Annotated in this window: 14 protein-coding genes; 9 read left to right on the forward strand and 5 right to left on the reverse strand. The window is 59.4% G+C overall.

The annotated features are described in order from the left end of the window. Positions 1 to 19 precede the first annotated feature (19 nt). Positions 20 to 337, forward strand: a complete 318-nt coding sequence (locus ABLU50_RS00560; protein WP_004204873.1) for a PsiF family protein — start codon at positions 20 to 22, stop codon at positions 335 to 337. Between the two features lie 67 nt (positions 338 to 404). Here the strand turns inward: ABLU50_RS00560 and proC are convergent, their stop codons facing one another. Beyond that, complete coding sequence (gene proC, locus ABLU50_RS00565) at positions 405 to 1,214, reverse strand: pyrroline-5-carboxylate reductase (protein ID WP_004204871.1); 810 nt, start codon at positions 1,212 to 1,214, stop codon at positions 405 to 407. 116 nt (positions 1,215 to 1,330) lie between these two features. On the opposite strand from proC, the gene ABLU50_RS00570 reads away from it, so the two are divergent. Then, positions 1,331 to 1,789 (forward strand): YaiI/YqxD family protein, encoded by a 459-nt coding sequence (locus ABLU50_RS00570; RefSeq protein ID WP_004204870.1) that lies wholly within the window; start codon positions 1,331 to 1,333, stop codon positions 1,787 to 1,789. Here ABLU50_RS00570 and ABLU50_RS00575 read toward each other — a convergent pair. After that, positions 1,786 to 2,487, reverse strand: a complete 702-nt coding sequence (locus ABLU50_RS00575; protein WP_087832590.1) for a DUF2076 domain-containing protein — start codon at positions 2,485 to 2,487, stop codon at positions 1,786 to 1,788. The genes ABLU50_RS00570 and ABLU50_RS00575 overlap by 4 nt on opposite strands. A 329-nt stretch (positions 2,488 to 2,816) precedes the next feature. On the opposite strand from ABLU50_RS00575, the gene aroL reads away from it, so the two are divergent. From aroL to ppnP, 4 genes are all read left to right on the forward strand, one after another. Next, positions 2,817 to 3,350, forward strand: coding sequence for a shikimate kinase AroL (aroL, locus tag ABLU50_RS00580; RefSeq protein ID WP_023319827.1), 534 nt, complete (start codon positions 2,817 to 2,819; stop codon positions 3,348 to 3,350). 71 nt (positions 3,351 to 3,421) lie between these two features. After that, positions 3,422 to 3,613, forward strand: a complete 192-nt coding sequence (locus ABLU50_RS00585; protein WP_002890278.1) for a YaiA family protein — start codon at positions 3,422 to 3,424, stop codon at positions 3,611 to 3,613. Positions 3,614 to 3,862: 249 nt separating this feature from the next. Further along, positions 3,863 to 4,543 carry an AroM family protein gene (locus ABLU50_RS00590; protein ID WP_072096489.1) on the forward strand — a complete coding sequence of 227 codons (681 nt, stop codon included), beginning with the start codon at positions 3,863 to 3,865 and terminating at the stop codon, positions 4,541 to 4,543. 77 nt (positions 4,544 to 4,620) lie between these two features. Then, the gene (gene ppnP / locus ABLU50_RS00595) at positions 4,621 to 4,905 is read left to right on the forward strand and encodes a pyrimidine/purine nucleoside phosphorylase (protein ID WP_004204865.1); all 285 of its coding nucleotides are present in this window, start codon (positions 4,621 to 4,623) and stop codon (positions 4,903 to 4,905) included. A gap of 71 nt (positions 4,906 to 4,976) precedes the next feature. Here ppnP and rdgC read toward each other — a convergent pair whose 3' ends face one another. After that, positions 4,977 to 5,888, reverse strand: coding sequence for a recombination-associated protein RdgC (rdgC, locus tag ABLU50_RS00600; RefSeq protein WP_087832589.1), 912 nt, complete (start codon positions 5,886 to 5,888; stop codon positions 4,977 to 4,979). Between the two features lie 91 nt (positions 5,889 to 5,979). Here rdgC and mak point away from each other — a divergent pair, with 91 nt between their 5' ends. Beyond that, a complete protein-coding gene (gene mak / locus ABLU50_RS00605) occupies positions 5,980 to 6,894 on the forward strand; it encodes a fructokinase (protein ID WP_048323138.1) in 915 nt (304 codons plus the stop codon). 200 nt (positions 6,895 to 7,094) lie between these two features. Here the strand turns inward: mak and sbcC are convergent, their stop codons facing one another. Beyond that, a complete protein-coding gene (sbcC, locus tag ABLU50_RS00610; protein WP_087832588.1) occupies positions 7,095 to 10,238 on the reverse strand; it encodes an exonuclease subunit SbcC in 3,144 nt (1,047 codons plus the stop codon). After that, entirely contained in the window at positions 10,235 to 11,440 is a 1,206-nt protein-coding gene (gene sbcD, locus ABLU50_RS00615) for an exonuclease subunit SbcD (RefSeq protein ID WP_065903496.1), read from the reverse strand. The genes sbcC and sbcD overlap by 4 nt, the downstream gene beginning before the upstream one ends. 182 nt (positions 11,441 to 11,622) lie before the next feature. On the opposite strand from sbcD, the gene phoB reads away from it, so the two are divergent. Together phoB and phoR are read left to right on the forward strand one after the other, a co-directional pair. Beyond that, on the forward strand, positions 11,623 to 12,312 hold the full coding sequence (phoB, locus tag ABLU50_RS00620) for a phosphate response regulator transcription factor PhoB (protein WP_004204861.1): 690 nt from the start codon (positions 11,623 to 11,625) through the stop codon (positions 12,310 to 12,312). A gap of 21 nt (positions 12,313 to 12,333) precedes the next feature. After that, positions 12,334 to 13,629, forward strand: a complete 1,296-nt coding sequence (gene phoR / locus ABLU50_RS00625) for a phosphate regulon sensor histidine kinase PhoR (protein ID WP_017898936.1) — start codon at positions 12,334 to 12,336, stop codon at positions 13,627 to 13,629. The last annotated feature ends 384 nt before the right edge of the window (positions 13,630 to 14,013 follow it).

A 14,013-nucleotide genomic window follows, 5' to 3' on the forward strand; every position in this document is an offset into this window, starting at 1 on the left:
CTCACAGAAGGATGGTGCGATGAAAATAACCTTACTGATGACCCTACTGTTTGGCTTGATCTTTATCAGCGCGGTTGGCGCGGCAGAAAAAACGCCCACTCCTCAGCAGCAAAGGATGACGGACTGCAATCAGCAAGCGTCAGCCAAAACGCTGAAAGGGGAGGAGCGCAAAACCTTTATGAGTCAGTGCCTCAAAAAAGAGACCACGACCTCGCAAGGAAAGCCCCTCACGCCCCAACAGCAGAAGATGAGCGACTGCAACAAAGCGGCTTCGGCAAAATCACTGAAGGGCGATGAACGCAGTACCTTCATGAGTAGCTGCCTGAAGAAAGCCTGAAAAAAAGGGAGCGCACGCGCTCCCTTGTTCTTTGACCTCTCAGGGCTTGCAGCCCGCCAGCTCAGCTTCAGGAGCGGCTCAGTTTCTCTGATTTTTCCATGCACTGGCTGATGGCTTCGATCACCGCGGAGCGGAAGCCTTTTTCTTCCAGCACGCGCACGGCTTCGATGGTGGTCCCGCCAGGAGAGCAGACCATATCTTTCAGCGCTCCCGGATGCTCACCGCTCTCCAGCACCATTTTGGCAGAGCCCATCACCGCCTGCGCGGCGAATTTGTAGGCCTGGGCGCGCGGCATCCCGCCGAGAACGGCGGCATCGGCCATCGCTTCGATAAACATAAAGACATAGGCTGGCGCCGAACCGCTAACGCCCACCACCGGATGGATCATCGGCTCGGCAATTTGCTCCGCCTGGCCAAAGCAGCGGAAAATGGTCAACACTTCGGCCACATCTTCGCTGCTCACCAGCGCGTTTGGCGTAACGGAGGTCATGCCGGCGTTAACCAGCGACGGGGTATTGGGCATCGCGCGAATAATTTTGCGATCGTGGCCGAGCGCGCGCGCCAGCTGGTCAAGCGTGACGCCGGCGGCGATGGAGACCACCAGCGACTCTTTATTCAGGCTGGAGGCGATATCGCCCAGCACTTTGGTCATGATCCCCGGCTTCACCGCGCCGAAGACGATATCGGCAATTTGCGCCACTTCCTGGGCGCTATCGGCGGCGTTGATGCCGTACTGGTCGCGCAGAGCCGCAACCTTGTCCGGCGACGGGGTGTAGACCCAAATTTGTCCCGGCTGTACCTGGCCGCTGGCGATCAGTCCACCCAGAATGGCCTTACCCATATTGCCGCAGCCGATAAAGCCAATTTTCTTATCCATCACCATTCCCCTCTGCTTTTTTCGTTACGATCTGATTAGCTTATCATCCTGGCGCTTTCATGGGGGAGAAAAGCAGGTAACATTGGCGACACTTATTGCAGGTAACAGGAGCTGGCATGGCCATTTGGGTGGATGCAGACGCGTGTCCGAACGTGATTAAAGAGATATTGTTCCGCGCGGCAGAACGGACCCAGACGCCGCTGACGCTGGTGGCGAACCAGCCGCTGCGCGTACCGCCGTCGCGTTTCATCCGCACCCTGCGGGTTGAGCAGGGTTTTGACGTGGCGGATAACGAAATCGTCCGTCAGTGCGCGGCGGGGGATTTAGTGATCACCGCCGATATTCCGCTGGCTGCGGAGGTGCTGGCGAAGGGCGGGGCGGCGCTCAATCCGCGCGGAGAGCGCTACAGCGAAGCGACGATCCGCGAGCGGTTGACGATGCGGGATTTTATGGAGACATTACGGGCCAGCGGCGTTCAGACCGGCGGCCCGGATAGTTTATCGCAGCGCGATCGGCAACAGTTTGCCGCCGAGCTGGAGAAGTGGTTGCTGGCGGTTAAACGTCAGCAGGGTTAAACCCAACTGTCGTCATCGCTGCCAATATCATCATCGCCAAAGCCGGCGTCGAAGTCGTCGTTCCAGGTGTTGTCGGCAAGGAACTGATCGTCTCCCTGACGGAACGGATCGTCACCCGCGGCGGCGTCCTGTGCGGCGGGGGCGTCAGCATCAGGCAGCGGCTTCTCTTCGATGATATTCACAATCTCCTGCGGGTGCGAGCCGCTGAACATACTGGTCAGCATATTGCCCAGCACCACCCCGCCCGCTACGCCTGCGGCCGTTTGCAGCGCGCCCGCCATAAAGCCGCCGCCGCGTGCGGCAGCCTGCGGGGCATAGCTCTGCTGCTGCTGTGGGGCATACTGCGGCTGTGAGCTGGCCTGCGGGCGACCGTATTGCTCCGCGCCCGGGATCGGGTCAGAACCGCGTGACGAGCCGCCGCCGCCAAACAGGCCGGAGAGGAAACCGCCGCTGCTGGGCTTCGCCGCCTGCAGCTGGCTGACCTGGCTCTCCAGCGCCTGGATGCGATCGTTGAGCTGTTTGATCGCGGCTTCCTGGATAAGGATGGTTTGCGCCATATAGTAGGGGGCCGCCGGCTGCGCGCTCACGTGTTGGGCAATCCGCTCCTCGGCGCTGGCATCGCGCGATGCACTGTGCGCCTCAGCCTCTTTCAGCCGGGAAAACAGTCCATCAATAAGGCGTTGTTCTTCAGATTGCATGTTACATTCCTCTGTCACACTGTCGAATAGGCATCAGGGTGCGTCTGAAACACGATGTTGTAAATATGTTGCTTCGTAAAGCTATGCATAAATGTGTTACCGTTTACGCCAGCAGTGGATAAAAAATAACGCCAGGCAGAAAAGTAAAGCTGGTTAAACACCAAATGCAATGATAAGTTTACATTAAGAGCCCTTTGTCTCACTGCGGTGATGGGGTGTAAAGAAGTTGTGTAACGTTTTTTTTACGACTACGTTGCGGAACAGACAGCGATAATACGTTCTTTCGTTTTCCTTTTTTTGCGACAGACGGAACCAGGGGGTCTTCGGTTATGACACAGCCAATCTTTCTCATCGGGCCACGCGGCTGCGGTAAAACCACCGTCGGCCATGCGCTGGCGCGAGCGCGACATTTTCAGTTCTCCGATACCGATCATCGGCTGCAGGCCCATGAGCAGCGGACGGTGGCGGAGATCGTGCAGGCGGAAGGGTGGGCGCGCTTTCGCGAGCTGGAGACCCTGTCGCTGAAGGCCGTGACCCTGCCGAATACGGTGATCGCCACCGGCGGCGGCATCATCCTCGCGGAATGTAACCGTCAGTTTATGCGGGAGAATGGCGTGGTGATTTATCTTCAGGCGTCGGTGTCGGCGCTGATTGACCGTCTGGAAGCCTACCCGAAAGCCGAACAACGGCCGACGCTCACCGGGAAACCGGTGCGTGAGGAAGTGGGCGAGGTGCTGGCGCAGCGTGAAGCGTTATACCGTGATGCTGCCCATCATATTGTCGATGCTACAGCCTCCCCGGATCGGGTGGTGGAGCAAATTATGACCATGCTGTGCGGCGCGACGGCAGCTCCGGTAAGTTAAGAATTTACTTACATTAAGGCGGCGAGGGGCGCCTATACTTGATAGTTCTGATACCGGAAGAAGGAAGAACTATGCCAAACAGACCCCCATATCCGAGAGAAGCGCGCGTGGTTGCGGTAGAGAAAGGTCCTCAGGGTCAGACGGTGACCTGGTATCAACTCCGCGCGGACTATCCTGAGCCCGATTCGCTAATCAGCGAACATCCTACCGAGCAGGAAGCCGTGGATGCCAAGCGGCGTTATGAAGATCCCGACAAGTCTTAACCCCTGAGCCCGGATTGCCTGTCCTGCGGGCAATATCGGGCGTATCTCACATTTTTTATTTATCAGTCGTACTAATGAATTTCTAACACACGGATTTTTCAGGCACGCCGCCGCTGCCCGGTAATCTTTACATTCAACCGCGGCGTGGAGCTGCTACGCTTCTCGACGGTTGATTTTTACTCACCAGGGGGGCGAATGCTGTGTGTGGTAAGCCTGTGTTGAAGCAGTGGTAGTGAAAAGGTACATGATATGAGTAGTGCAACGATGGCAATTTTGACCATCGGCGTTGTGCCGCTGGCGGGAGTATTACCGCTCCTGACCGAACATATCAGGGAAGAACAGATCGCTCACATCAGCCTGCTGGGCGAGATGACGCGTGACGACGTGATGGCAGAGTACGCCGTGGGTGACGGCGAACAGGGTCTGTTGACCTTGCTCAGCGATAACCAGCTGGTGATGGTGTCGCGACAAAAAATTGAACGTGATGTTCGCAGCGTGATCGCCATGCTGGATCGACAGCATTTTGATGTGATCCTGCTGCTCAGCTCCGAACAGCTGACCGGTTTTACCACCCACCACGCGATCCTCCTCGAGCCGCAGCGGATCATTCCGCCGCTGGTGGCGTCGATCGTCGATGGGCACCAGGTCGGGGTGATCGTGCCGGTGGAAGAGATCATGCCCATGCAGCGACAAAAGTGGCATTCACTGGAGAAGTCACCGTACTACGCGCTGGCCAACCCGTTTACCGGTAGCGACAGTGAGCTGTTAACCGCCGGTAAAGCGCTGCTGGAGCAGGGGGCCGACGTGCTGGTCCTCGACTGTCTCGGTTACTATCAGCATCATCGCGATGTGTTACAAAAAGCCCTTGATGTCCCGGTTTTGCTGTCGAATGTGCTGGTTTCCCGACTGGCGGCAGAACTATTAGTCTAATGTGTTAATTTCACGTGACAGGGGCAAGGAGCGCCCCCTATATTGAGCCTTTCAACGACGATCAGAAGGGCTTGTTTATGCTTCAAAGCAATGAATACTTTGACGGAAAAGTGAAATCCATTGGCTTCACCAGCAGCAGTACCGGTCGCGCCAGCGTTGGCGTGATGGCGGAAGGAGAATACACCTTTGGTACGGCGCAGCCGGAAGAGATGACGGTGGTCAGCGGGGCGCTGAATGTCCTGCTGCCGGGTGAGACTGAGTGGAAAGTTTACGCCGCCGGCGAAGCCTTCAATGTGCCAGGCAACAGCGAATTCCATCTGCAGGTGGCTGAGCCAACCTCCTATCTGTGCCGCTATCTGTAAGTCAGCGTAACGCCCGGCGCTTGCCGCCGGGTTGTATTTTTTTTCCTGCCAGGCAGGAAAGAAAGCGGCGCTTAGCGCTGCGCTTCGCCGCCGAGCCCTTCCACCAGGCTTTGGATCAGGGCAGCCAGTTCGCCGGTCATTAAGATAAAGTCGGCGTCAAAGCGCTGGGCGAAATCTTCCCGATCGATATCTTCGTTTTGGTCGCGTAATTCATCGCAGAACTTGAGGCGCTTAATTGACGCGTCGTCGCAGATCACAAACTGAATACGCTGCTGCCAGTTCAGCGCCAGCTTGGTGACGACCTTCCCGGCCTCAATGTGCACAGCGATTTCGTCGCTGACCAGATCCTGCTTCTTGGCGCGGATCACGCCGCCATCCTCCAGCATCGCTTTCAGCTCGGCTTCGTCCAGCAGCTGGAAGCCCTGCGCTACGGTGCCTGAGCGGACCCACTCGGTCAGCGTCAGCTCGATCGGATTCTCCAGGGTCAGCGGCACCACCGGCAGCGAGCCGAGGGTTTTACGCAGCAGGGCCAGGGTATCTTCCGCTTTCTTCGCGCTGGCGCAGTCCACCATGATCAGGCCGTTGACGGTGTCGATCCACATCATCGTCTGGCTGAAGCGGCTGAAGGCGCGCGGCAGGAGCGAGTGCAGCACTTCATCTTTCAGGGAATCTTTCTCAGTCTTCTTCAGCTTGCGCCCCTGATCGGCTTCGAGCTTCTGGATCTTCGCCTCCAGCGCCTGCTTGATCACCGGCGACGGCAGGATCTTTTCTTCTTTACGCGCGCAGATAATGATCTGGCCGTTCGCCGTATGCGTCAGCGCGTCGCTGTGCGATCCCATCGGCGATACCCAACCGGTTTTCGCCATATCCTGGCTGCCACAAGGGGTAAATGTCAGCTCGGCCAGCTGTTTTTCCATCTCCTCGGCGCGCAATTCGATATCGCGGCTGAGACGGTAAACCATTAAATTTTTGAACCACAGCATGATAATTTCCACGGCTTTGTCGTTAAATCAGGCGGGCATGATAGCGAATTGTCGCTATGCTTGCATTGTTAATCGGGGTGAGGAGCTGAGCGTGCGTATTGGTATTGATTTAGGTGGTACAAAAACCGAAGTGATAGCCCTGAGCGACCAGGGAGAGCAGCTGTTTCGCCATCGGTTACCCACGCCGCGGGAGGATTACCGGCAAACCATCGAGACTATCGCTACCCTGGTGGCGATGGCCGAGCAGGCGACCGGACAGCGTGGCACCGTGGGGATGGGGATCCCGGGCTCGATTTCACCCTATACCGGGGTAGTGAAAAACGCCAACTCGACCTGGCTCAACGGCCAGCCCTTTGATAAAGACCTCAGCCTGCGCCTTGACCGTGAAGTCCGGCTGGCTAACGACGCCAACTGTCTGGCGGTGTCGGAAGCGGTGGACGGCGCGGCGGCGGGGGCGCACACGGTGTTCGCGGTGATTATCGGCACCGGCTGCGGCGCGGGCGTAGCGCTCAACGGGCGGGCGCATATCGGCGGCAACGGTAACGCCGGCGAGTGGGGACATAACCCATTGCCGTGGATGAACGACGATGAGCTGCGCTACCGTGCGGAAGTGCCTTGCTACTGCGGTAAACAGGGGTGTATCGAAACTTTTATCTCCGGCACCGGCTTTGCCACTGACTATCAGCGGCTGAGCGGCAAGGGGTTAAGCGGCAGCGAGATTATGCGCCTGGTGGGGGAAGGTGACGAAAAAGCCGAACTGGCGCTGAGCCGCTATGAACAGCGGCTGGCGAAATCGCTCGCCCACGTGGTCAACATCCTCGATCCGGACGTCATTGTGCTGGGCGGCGGGATGAGCAACGTCGAGCGGCTGTATCAGACGGTGCCGGACCTGGTGAAACAGTGGGTCTTTGGCGGCGAGTGTGAAACGCCGATCCGTAAAGCGATGCACGGCGACTCCAGTGGAGTACGCGGCGCGGCATGGCTGTGGCCGCTGCAGGGGACCTGAACCACTCCCCCTCACCCCGGCCCTCTCCCGGAGGGAGAGGGGGAAGGCGGCTTTGGTGGCTGGGGGTGTGGCAGGAACCCCCGGTCTCTTGCGGGGAGAGGGGTAATCGCAACAACGTGCGAAACGGAAAACCAGCGCCGGACGGTTCCCTCTCCCCCGTGAGAGGGTTAGGGTGAGGGAACATCGCAATGACTCAGACCTCACTCCACCGCAAACGCTCTATCCAGCCGACTGTAGCCCAGACCATTTATCTTCTTCACTTTGATCTGCACCGGAATGCGATCTTTCATCGCCTCCACGTGGCTGATCACCCCGATAATCTTGCCGCTGGCGTTGAGCGCATCCAGCGCGTCCAGCGCCGTGTCCAGCGTTTCGCTGTCGAGGGTGCCGAAGCCCTCATCAAGAAACAGAGAGTCAATCCGCGTCTTATGGCTCACCAGGTCTGACAGCGCCAGGGCCAGCGCCAGGCTGACGAGGAAACTTTCGCCGCCGGAGAGGGTGCGGGTGTCGCGCACGGCGTCGGCCTGCCAGGTATCGACCACCTCCAGCTCCAGCGCTTCGCTGGCTTTGCGCTGCAGCAGATAGCGCCCGTGCAGGCGGTTAAGCTGCTGGTTTGCCAGCCAGACCAGATTATCCAGCGTCAGCCCCTGGGCGAATTTGCGGAACCGATCGCCGGTGCTGGAGCCGATCAGCGAGTTGAGATAGCCCCAGTCATCCGCCAGCTGCGCCGCCTCTGCAATCTGCCGCCCCAGCGCCTGCTGATGCTGACGGCTCTCTGCGTCCTGCCTGAGCTGCTGACGGATCTCGCCCTGGCGGGTGGTGTTGTCCCGCAGCCGCTGGGCCAGGTCGTGCAGCTGAGTTTGCAGGGCGGGGATGTCCGCGTCCGTCCCGTGCGGACGCAGCGCCAGGTGCGCCTGCTGCTGTCGGGTCGCCTGCTCGCAGAGCGCCGTCGCCTGCTGAAGCTGCTGCTCCAGCGTCTGTTTTAACTGCGTCAGCCGCTGGGCGGTCTCGTCGTCCAGCAGCGCGGCGAGAAACGCCTGCCGATCGTTAAAGCGGCTGGCGGCCAGGGCGGCGGTAAATTGCGCCTGCGACTGGTCCAGGCGCGCCTTCTCTTCGGTCTCCAGCTGCTGCTGGGCGACAAGCTGGCTGTGCAACGCCAGGCACTCTTCGTGGATCGCGCGCCAGTTGTCGGGGATCGCCGGTTCCGCTTCAGCTTCAGCCTCTGCCTCGTCGCTGGCTGGCAGCGTCTCGAGCAGCGGCTGCAGGGCGGCAATCTGCTCCTGAATGGCGCCATGCCGGGTCTGTTGCGCCTGCCACTGGGCAAATTCGCTTTCGCGAGCGTTCAGCCAGGCGGCTTCAGTCCCTTCTTCCGGCAGGGGCAGCGTCAGGGCCTGCAGGGCGCTCTCCAGCCCCTGGCGCGTGGCCGTCAGCTGCTGCAGAGCCTGGCGCTCCAGCGCCTCCTGATCGTTGAGCTGGCTCTGCAGCATCAGGCGCTGGCTGAGCTGGTAGAGCTGTTGCTCGTAGCGCTCCTGCTCCTGGATCCAGTTGTTTATCTCTTGCGCAATATCCTGCGTGATCTGCAGAGAGGCGCAGGTTTCCTGCCATGCTTTAGTGAGCGCTTGCTCTTCCTCAGCGAGCCGCCCGGCCGCTTCGGTCTCACGCTGGAGCTGCTGCGTCAGGGCGTTGACCTGCCCGAGGATCAGCAGACCTTCTTCTTTTAGCGCGGCGACCTCTTTTTCCAGCGCATCGCGGCGGCGCTGATTATCCGTGACTGTTAGCGAAGCGTATTGCTCAATCGCCGGATGTTCACAGGAGCCGCACAGCGGGCAGGGCTTACCCGCCTCAAGCCGGGCGCGGTAATCTTCCAGATCTTTAATCGTTTCTTCCCGCTGGCAGAGCGCTTTCAGGTCGAGATAGTGCTGGTTTTTGTCTTTGTACTGCGCCCGGCGTTGCGCCAGGGTAGCGTTGAGTTTTGCCTGCTCCGCCTGCGCCTGCTGTACGCTTTCGGCGTTCTGGCGCAGACGCTTGCGCAGCAGCTGATGCTGTTCATGCAGGGAGAGCAGCCGCTGGCGCAGCGGTCGCGACTGGTTTTGCTGCGCTATCGCCGCCGCAACGTCATCGGCGCTCAGCGACAGAGGGCTGGCCGGCAGCGAGGTCAGCTTCTGGCGCAGCGCGGCCAGGCGGCTGGTCTGGGCCGTCAGCTGCTGTTTATCCCGCGTTAGCTGCGAAAATTGCGCCCGCCAGCCGGCAATCTCCTGGCCCCACAAGCGGAATCGCTCATGGGCCGCCAGCCACTGCGCCAGTTCGGTCAGTTCAGCCTGCCGCTGCTGCTGGGCGTGCAGGGCGCTGCGGCGGATGCGCGCGCGCAGCGCCGTGCTGGCAAGTAAGCGAGCATTTACTTCATTGATTCGCTGGCGGGTTTGCTCCAGGCCTGCCGCGTGCTCCTGCTGGCGCTCCCACAGGGGGCGCAGCTGGGCGGCGGGCTGGGCCAGCTCAAGCTTCGCCAGCGCCGGCGCGGCGTCGGCCAGCGCCTGGCGGGCCTGCTGCTGGCCGCTGACCGCCTGCTGCTGCTGCTGCGCCAGCTCGTCGCGGCGTGTTAGCCACTGGAGCTGCTGCTGCTGGTTTTGCTGCTGCGCCAGCAGGGCTTTCTCTTCGTCAGTAAGCACCTGCAAACTTTCCTGCAGCGCCTGCTGCTGGGCCTCCGTCAGCAGGACGATGCCCGCCGCCTGGGCTTCGAACTTCTCCAGCGTATGGCGAGCGGTTTTGTGCTGCTCATAGACCATCGCCGAAATCTGACCGTAGATTTCCGTGCCGGTCAGCTCCTCCAGCAGCTCCGCGCGATCGCTCGGCTTCGCGTTCAGGAAGGCGGCAAATTGTCCCTGGGAGAGCAGCATCGAGCGGGTGAAGCGGCCATAGTCGAGGCCGGTGAGCGTCGCGGTTTGCTCCAGCTTATCCGAGACCTTATCGGCGAGGATTTTGCCGTCGGCGCAGCGCGCCAGCTCGACGCGGGGCGCCTGCAGGTTGCCATCCGGCTGGTTACGCGCCCGGTTCTGGCTCCAGAAGGCGCGGTAGGCGATGCCCTTCACTTCAAACTCCACCTCCGCCAGACACTCGGCGGTATCGCGGGTCATCAGGTCGTTTTGCGACTGGGAGACTTTATTCAGGCGCGGCGTTTCGTGGTAAAGCGCGAGGCAAATGGCGTCGAGCAGGGTGGTTTTCCCGGCGCCGGTGGCGCCGGTAATGGCGAACAGGCCGTTGCTGGCGAACGGCTCGGCGGTAAAGTCTATCTTCCATTCCCCTTTCAGGGAGTTAAGGTTTTTCAGACGCAGACTGAGGATTTTCATGCGTTTTCGTCCTCCGCGGTGAGCGTATGCAGCGTATGGGCGAACAGCTCGTGCAGCCGGGCGCGCTTCTCATCGTCAATCTCGGTCAGCGCCAGCCGGCGCTCGAACACCTCTTCCACCTTCAGTTCGCTGAGGGTCTCCCGCTGGGCGTTGAGCAGTATTTTCTCGCGCTGTTCGCGGCTGCGGCGCACCAGCAATACTTCCACCGGCAGATCCTCCGTCAGCGCCTGAATTTGACGCTGAATATCGTGCAGGTACTCCTCGGTGGTGATTTCGATATCCAGCCACACCGGCGGGTCCTGTTCAACGCCGCGCCACTGCTCCAGCTGGGCGGTGATGGCGGCCAGATCGCCTTTGATGACCGCCAGCGGCTGGGTGACGGGCACCTCGAGGGTTTCCACGGCGCTGAGTCGCCCATCGCTAAAGCTCACCAGATGCACCGATTTCGCTTTGCCGGTTTCATCAAAGCTCAGTGGCAGCGGCGAGCCGCTGTAGCGGATGTGCTCGCAGCCGCCGACCACCTGCGCCCGGTGAATATGGCCCAGCGCAATGTAGTCGGCAGGGGGGAAGTGCTGCGCCGGGAAGGCATCCAGCGTGCCGATATAAATGTCGCGAACGGCATCGCTTTTGCTGGCGCCGACGGTGGTCAGATGGCCGCTGGCAATGACGGGCAGCGGGCGATCGCCGCGCAGCGCGCAGGCCTGCTGATACTGTTCCTGATAATAGTCGCTGATGGCGTGCAGCAGCTGCTGCTGTTTTTCCCGACCGGAGTGGCCGGCCTGGCTGATGACCAGCTCGCGCGGGCGTAAAAACGGCACCGGGCAGAAGATAGCCCCAGGGGTGCCGTCGCGCCGCGGCAGCTCAATGGGCGGGCAGCCGGCGTTCGCCACGACGGTGGTGTGTAAAAAGGCGAGGATATCGCGGGATTCATTGAGCATCGCCACCGAATCGTGGTTGCCCGCCAGCACCACCAGGCGACAGCCGGTCTGCTGCAACTGGACGACAAAGCGGTTATACAGTTCGCGAGCGTAGCTCGGCGGCGATCCGGTATCAAAAATATCGCCGGCCACGATAATGGCGTCGACTTCATACTCCTGCGCGCGGGCCAGCAGCCAGCTCAGGAAGGCGTCATGTTCGGCCGCACGGCTTTTGCTGTAAAAATTCTGGCCCAGGTGCCAGTCGGAGGTGTGAAGGATGCGCATAAATCTTCCCTAGCGAAAAAAGCATGAGCGGCAGTATACCATTTGTCGGAGAGGGGTAAGTCCGCGTCATGCTTCAAAATACCCGATCATCAGACGGTCATTTTTTTCATAAATCTGTCACAAAAGTGACGCATAATGACGCCGCACTTCTATACTGATGGCTAAAAAACACAGGGTAAATAATGGCGAGAAGAATTCTGGTCGTTGAAGATGAAGCTCCAATCCGCGAAATGGTCTGCTTTGTTCTGGAGCAAAATGGCTTTCAGCCTGTCGAAGCGGAAGATTATGACAGCGCGGTGAATCAACTCAATGAACCCTGGCCTGATTTGATTCTCCTTGACTGGATGCTGCCGGGCGGTTCGGGGCTGCAGTTTATTAAGCTGCTCAAGCGCGAGGCGATGACCCGTGATATTCCGGTGGTGATGCTGACCGCGCGCGGAGAAGAAGAGGATCGCGTTCGCGGCCTGGAGACCGGGGCGGACGACTACATTACCAAGCCTTTCTCACCGAAGGAGCTGGTGGCGCGAATCAAAGCGGTGATGCGCCGTATTTCGCCGATGGCGGTGGAAGAGGTGATTGAAATGCAGGGGCTGAGCCTCGATCCCTCATCGCACCGGGTGATGACCGGCGAAAGTCCGCTGGACATGGGGCCAACGGAATTTAAGTTATTGCATTTCTTTATGACCCATCCGGAGCGGGTGTACAGCCGCGAGCAGCTGCTGAACCACGTTTGGGGAACCAACGTCTATGTGGAAGACCGCACGGTGGACGTCCATATTCGTCGCCTGCGCAAAGCGCTGGAACACAGTGGCCATGATCGGATGGTGCAAACGGTTCGCGGCACGGGGTATCGTTTCTCCGCCCGTTTCTGAATTTTGACAGGAGTGTGACCCGTGCTGGAACGGCTGTCATGGAAAAGGCTGGCGCTGGAGCTCTTTTTAGCGTGTATTCCGGCCCTGATTCTGGGGGCGTTTGTGGGTCATTTGCCGTGGTTTTTACTGGCGGCAGTGACCGGTTTGCTGATCTGGCATTTCTGGAATTTGATGCGCCTGTCGTGGTGGCTGTGGGTGGACCGGAGCATGACCCCTCCGCCCGGCCGCGGCAGCTGGGAGCCGCTGCTGTATGGTCTGCACCAGATGCAGATGCGTAATAAAAAGCGTCGACGTGAGCTGGGAAGCCTGATTAAACGCTTCCGCAGTGGAGCGGAATCGTTGCCGGACGCGGTGGTCCTGACCACGGAGGAGGGGGCCATTTTCTGGTGTAATGGCCTGGCGCAGCAGATTTTAAACCTGCGCTGGCCGGACGACAGTGGGCAAAACATTCTTAACCTTCTGCGCTATCCTGAATTCGCCACCTACCTGAAACAGCGTGATTTTTCAAAACCGCTCAATCTGGTGTTGAATAATGCCCGTCATCTGGAAATTCGCGTGATGCCCTACAGCGACAAGCAGTGGCTGATGGTGGCGCGCGACGTGACGCAGATGCATCAACTGGAAGGGGCGCGGCGTAACTTCTTCGCTAACGTCAGCCATGAGCTGCGCACCCCGCTGACGGTGCTGCAAGGCTATCTGGAGATGATGCAGGAGCAGGTGCTGGAAGGGGCGACCCGTGAAAAGGCCCTGCACACCATGCGTGAGCAAACCCAGCGTATGGAGGGGCTGGTGAAGCAGCTGCTCACGCTGTCGCGTATTGAAGCCGCGCCGGCGCTGGCGATGAATGACCGCATCGACGTGCCGATGATGCTGCGGGTGGTGGAGCGCGAGGCGCAGACCCTCAGCCAGGATAAGCAGACGCTGTTTTTTACCGTCGATGAGCAGCTCAAGGTGCTGGGCAACGAGGAGCAGCTGCGCAGCGCCATTTCTAACCTGGTTTATAACGCGGTGAACCACACCCCGCCGGGCACTGAAATTCGCGTCAGCTGGCAGCGAACGCCGCAGGGGGCGCTGTTCAGCGTCGAAGATAATGGGCCAGGCATTGCGCCGGAGCATATTCCCCGTCTGACCGAGCGTTTCTATCGGGTGGATAAAGCCCGCTCCCGGCAAACGGGGGGCAGCGGCCTGGGGCTGGCGATTGTCAAACACGCGGTCAACCATCATGACAGCCGACTGGAAATAGAAAGTACGGTGGGCAAGGGAACCCGTTTTAGCTTCCTGCTCCCGGAACGATTAATTGCCAGAAACGACACCTGAGCGGCGCAGTGTCAGCTTAACTTGCCAATGACCAGCTTCGGCTGGTCATTTTCATTGGCAGTCATTTTCCCCTCGCCTATTTAATGAACGTGCGCTGCTTTTTTGTTCGCATGATAAGCCACGGGTTTTCCATCAATATGGTAAATGATTCTGGTGTGAAACTGATAACCAGCATAATCATCTGCTTTTGCGATCGTGCCTTGCTTTAAAACGTTATAAGCGTTTAAATTGCGCCTGCGCAGTCGATGACAGACTGCTTTTGCGTGGTAATACCAAAAACAATTCTTTCCCACGCCGCTTCGGGAGCATATCTCGCTGAGTTTACAGGCAATCGCCGCTGTATCGTCCCTGAGAGGGTAGCGCGGTATTTTTCCATTTTTTTAC

It is taken from the genome of Klebsiella sp. GG_Kp173 (assembly GCF_040062415.1).
GTDB classification, from domain to species: Bacteria; Pseudomonadota; Gammaproteobacteria; order Enterobacterales; family Enterobacteriaceae; genus Klebsiella; species Klebsiella quasipneumoniae.